This window comes from Brevundimonas sp., from assembly GCF_032107865.1.
Classification (GTDB): Bacteria; Pseudomonadota; Alphaproteobacteria; order Caulobacterales; family Caulobacteraceae; genus Brevundimonas.
This window is the reverse complement of the sequence record NZ_DAMCNG010000244.1, coordinates 1-3,765: the sequence shown is the minus strand read 5'-3', so window position 1 is coordinate 3,765 and position 3,765 is coordinate 1. Positions and strand designations below refer to the sequence as shown.

Below are 3,765 nucleotides of genomic sequence, written 5' to 3'. Positions count from 1 at the left end.
GCTGCTGGCCGGTTGCGCCGCCTTCCCCGACTTCGAGACCGTGGTGGATCGCCCGCAGGCGCGTATCGAATCCGACTCCGCCGATGGCCAGATCGGCGGCGTCTCCAGCAACGGCCGCGCTCGCGTCCAGACCAGCACCCTGGCCATTCCCGGCCCGCCGTCAGCCGCCGCCGCTGCGCGCCAGCCCGCCACGCCGGAGCAGATCGCCAATCTGCTGCCGGACGAACCCGTCGACGCCAATCTGTCGCCCCAGCCCATTCCTCAGTTCGCGGCGACCGTCTTCGGCGGCGTGCTGAAAGTCCCCTTCACCCTGTCGTCCGACGTCGCCTCACGCACCGAGGTCGTGGCCGGGGGCAGCGGCGGCTCCATCAGCAAACGCGCCCTGTTCAGCCTGACCCAGCAGGCGCTGAAGCAATATGGGATCGAGGTCTATATCGACGGCGGTTTCGTCACCATCGGCGCATCGCCCGAGACCTCGACCGGCGCAGACATCCAGCGCACTCGCGCCGTACCGACGGCCGCCGGCCGCGTGGTTCAGTTCTTCAGCGTCCAGACCATCGAGGTCAACGCCCTGCAAAGCCTACTGCAGGACGTCTATCCCAATCTGCGCGGCGCGCGGATCACGCCCGATCCCCTGACCAACAGCCTGATCATCTCCGGCTCGGGCCGCGAGGTGGCTCAGGTCGTGCGGGCCCTGCGCGAGCTGGATCAGCCGCGCTTCGCCGGGACGGAAGTGCTGCGGGTCGAGCCCTCCTTCTGGGCCACGGACCAGTTGGCGACGTCGCTGGAACAGACGCTGACGACCGAGGGCTACGTCGTCTCCCGCCAGGCCCTGGCCGGTCGCGCCATCGTCATCCTGTCCTTCCCCGCGGCGAACCAGCTGCTGGTCTTCGCCCGCGATCCCGAAGCCCTGGCCCGCGCCCGCTACTGGGTCGAGACCCTGGATCAACCAGCCTCGCTCGGAGACAAGGCCTCGACCTTTGTCTACCAGGTCAAGAATACGGATGCATCGTCCCTGGGCCAGTTGGCCATGGGTCAGAGCCCGACCATGGCCCAGGCCCAGGCGCCCGTCGGCGTGCCTGGCGCTCCACCCGCGCAGGACGGCGGCCGCTCTCAAGGCAATACGATGAGCAGCGGCGGCGGGGGCGGCCAAGGGCCCGGCGCCCAGGGTCAGTTCATGAACGGCCGCGTCCTGACCGACCCGATCGGCAACCGCATCATCTTCACCGGCACGGCCAATGAGTTCGCCCAGCTGCGCAACCTGCTGAGCACGCTCGACACCCCGGCGCCCCAGGTGGTGATCGAGGTGATGATCGCCGAGGTGACGCTGACAGACGACACCGCGCTAGGCATCAACCTGTTCGGGACCGATAGTCGTGGCGACGGCGTCCTGACAGGATCGACGGAGAGCCTTGAATTGGGCGGCGGCCTGGTCGTCTCCTTCAAGGGCCCGGATTTCCGCGCCAGCCTGGCCGCCCAGGCGTCGAACAACCGCGTCAACATCCTGCAGCGACCGCAGTTGGTCGCCCGCAGCGGCGGCACGGCGCGCTTCCAGGTCGGTCAGGACGTGCCGATCATCACCTCGCAGCGTGCTACCAATACGCAGACGGGCAACGGCGACGGCACCGACGTTTTGCAAAGCGTCCAGTATCGCCAGACCGGGGTGATCCTGGATCTTCAGCCCGTAGTCTATGGCGACCGGGTCGACATCACCATCAGCCAAGAGATTTCAGAGGTCGGCAAGTCCGCGAGCACCGCCATAGCCAGCCCGCCGATCCTGAATCGTAGCCTAACTACCCAGATATCTCTTACGGACGGTTGGACCGGCGTGCTGGGAGGCCTCATCAGCAACAGCTATTCCAAGACCAACACCGGCGTGCCATTCATCAAGGACATCCCTCTGATCGGTTCAGCCTTCCAGACCAACAGCGTCGGTGGCGTGCGCACCGAGCTAGTGATGCTGATTACCCCCCACGTCATTCGCGGCGATGAGGACATGGCGGACCTAGCCGACGCCTTCTCCAGCGACATCAACGCCGCCTTCCGCACGGGCCGCGGCTGGTCCTATACGCTGACGCCGTTCAATATCGGCCATGGCGTGCGCGGCGTCGGCTTCGACCTGCCTGCACCCAATCGCGCCTCCGAGCGTCGCCGCGCGCCGGCCGCCGAGGCCCAGCCTGCAGCGGCGGCCGCAGCCGGCGCCGCCCCGGAGATCGCGGACACGCCCGTCGAGGACTGAGCCTTCAGTCATCTGCAAGGCTCAGGCGTCGCCACCCCACGCGGTCGAACACCAGGGGCGCAGGCGAGCGCCCCTGGCGCCGCTCTACGCCGACGGTGACGCGATACAGTTGGACCTCATAGCCGCCGTCGCCCGCCGGAAAGCCGGCGTTGATGCGGCGTTCGCTCTTGGGCTCGGCCTCCCAGACGACGACATCGCCGCCCGGCATTTCGATGCGGCCCTGAGGCTGGGCCATCGGATTGAGGTGGCGCGTCAGGGCCAGGGCGTTTTCCTGCGACGCGACCTGTTCGATCGCCTGGGCCGCCCGCTGCTGGCTGCGCGCCATCTGAATCTGCAGCTCGAAAATGGCCATCAGCGTCATGGAGGCGATCGCCAGCGCGACCAGGGCCTCGATCAGGCTGAAGCCTGCGCGCTTCGCCCTGAGCGCCCGCTGCATCAGACGACGCCTTCGTAGACGCTCGACAGGGCCAGCACCAACGACAGGGCCACGAAGCCGACCACGATGGAGATGACGGCGATGGCCATCGGCTCCAGCAGGGAGGTCATCCGCTTCATCCGGTCGCGCAGCCGCGCTTCGTAGTTGTCGGCCATGAAGCCGAACATGGCGCCGATGGCCCCCGATTTCTGACCCGCCCGCAGCAGGCTGAGGTCCATCGCCTCCAGCCCCGTGTGTGCGCCCAGCGAGGCGTCCAGCGTCATGCCCGCGCGCAGGTCGCTGTCCAGCAGATCCAGCCCCTGGCGGAAGGGGCCGATCGGCACCGCCGCCCGCGCCAGCGCCGCCGCCGACAGCAAGGGCACGCCGTTGTTGAGCGCGAAGGCCGTCAGCCGCGCCCAGGAGGCGATCTCGCGCGATTGAATCACCGCCCCCACGACCGGCAGGCCATGGGCGACCGTATAGGCGCGCTCGCGAACGGCCTTGTTGGAGACGATGACGACGATGGCCGCGATCAACAGCGCCGCGCCGATGCCCACCAGACCCAGGTTGGCGTTGGCGAACTCGCCGGTCTCCAGCACCCAGCGCGACATGGCCGGAATGTTCTCGCGATCCTCGCCGATCATGGCGCCGAAGCGCGGCACGACCTGAGTAAAGATGAAGCCGATGGCCGCCACCCCTGCGAAGCAGAGGAAGGCCGGATAGGTCATGGCGTTGGCGAAGTCGCGCTGCAGTCGGTCTTCATAGGCCATCTGTTCGGCCGCCTCCTTCAGCACCTCGGCGATGCGGCCCGACGCCTCGCCCACACGGGCCATGGCGTAGACGTAGTCCGGAAAGCCGGGCGCGTGTTCTTCCAGCGCATCCCCCAGGGATTCGCCGCGCCTCAGAGCGGCGATGGCGGCCTGGAACTGACGGCGGCCCTTGCGCGCCTGCATCCCCTGGGCGACCGTATCCAGCGCCTCCAGCAGGGAGACGCCGGCCTCGAGCATCAGGGCCATCTGGCGCAGCACCAGCACCCGCTCGCCGGTCTTGAGGCCGCGCTCGCGGCCCTCGGCCTTGGGCGCGGTGGCGGGCCGGATGCGCACGACGGTCA

General features: G+C 68.3%; 3 protein-coding genes. 1 reads left to right on the top strand and 2 read right to left on the bottom strand.

All coding sequences use genetic code 11. The features are described from left to right. Window positions 1-2,239 (top strand): secretin N-terminal domain-containing protein (locus RT567_RS14770; protein WP_313577010.1); only part of this gene is annotated, 2,239 nt, incomplete at its 5' end. Window positions 2,240-2,243: 4 nt separating this feature from the next. Here the strand turns inward: RT567_RS14770 and RT567_RS14765 are convergent. Both RT567_RS14765 and RT567_RS14760 read right to left on the bottom strand, forming a co-directional pair. Further along, a complete protein-coding gene (locus RT567_RS14765) occupies window positions 2,244-2,675 on the bottom strand; it encodes a prepilin-type N-terminal cleavage/methylation domain-containing protein (protein ID WP_313577009.1) in 432 nt (143 codons plus the stop codon). Continuing rightward, the coding region (locus tag RT567_RS14760; protein WP_313577008.1) for a type II secretion system F family protein at window positions 2,675-3,765 on the bottom strand (1,091 nt) is incomplete at its 5' end. The genes RT567_RS14765 and RT567_RS14760, both read right to left, overlap by 1 nt.

Coding starts and splice junctions, on each gene's coding strand:
- RT567_RS14765 (WP_313577009.1), bottom strand. CDS start 2,675: ATGCAGCGGGCGCTCAGGGCGAAGCGCGCAGGCTTCAGCCTGATCGAG.